The following is an 819-nucleotide window of genomic DNA, read 5'->3' as shown; positions in this document are numbered from 1 at the left end:
TCGGCGGCTCCGTCACCGGACGGCTCGGGCTCGTCGCCGGGCTCCGGAGGGGCCGGGGGCGTCGACGGGGTCGCGGGCGGGTCGTCCGGGCCTTCGTCGGCCGAGTCCACCGGGCGGCCGTCCGGCCCCGCCCCGAACGGCGACGGCGTCCGCGCGGCCAGCGGCACCAGGAACGGCTTCCAGCCGGTGCCGAAGGTCAGGTCGAAGGAGTGCTCGTCGTAGCTGGGGTCGAACACCCGCCGGGACAGGAACGCCAGGTGCCTGCCGTCGGCGGTGAAGACCGGGTCGCTGTCGTGGAAGCGGGCCGGGGTGACCTCGGCGTGCTCGCCGTCGGCGACCCGGGTGAGCACGATCCGCGACAGCCCCTCGGGGGCCGGGTCGCACCAGGCCAGCCAGGCCGAGTCCGGTGACCAGGACACGTCGGAGGGCTCGCCCGCGGTGCCGCGGTGCAGCTCGCGCAGCTCCCCCACCGCCCGGGCCGGGACGGCCTCGTCGACCACGCCGTCGTCGGGCCGGTCGTCGGGGCCGGGTGCCGGGTCCGGTGCGGGATCGGCGCCGGTGTGCAGCACCAGCAGCCTGCCGTCGTGCGTGGTGAGCGCGACGGCGGACCCGTCCGGTGCCGGGGCCAGCTCCAGGACCCGTCCGATGCCGCCCGCGGCGTACCGCGCCCGCTCCGGGGCGTCCGGGAGGTGCGGGTCGAGCGGGGCCACGACCACTGCGTCCTCGCCGGTCGCGTCGTCCACCCACACGCTGCGGTGCGTGCCGAGCGGGTGCGCGAGCCGGGCCCGCACACCGGGCTCGGCGAGCAGTGCGCGGGCG

1 pseudogene is annotated in these 819 nt (G+C 78.4%); it reads right to left on the bottom strand.

The annotated features are described in order from the left end of the window. A pseudogene (locus tag GTW08_RS26470) lies at window positions 1–819 on the bottom strand (PD40 domain-containing protein); the annotation flags it as partial.

The organism is Pseudonocardia sp. SID8383, assembly GCF_009864975.1.
Lineage (GTDB): Bacteria > Actinomycetota > Actinomycetes > Mycobacteriales > Pseudonocardiaceae > Pseudonocardia > Pseudonocardia alni.
Note: the sequence above shows the minus strand (reverse complement) of the source record. Positions and strands in the feature narration are given on the sequence as shown.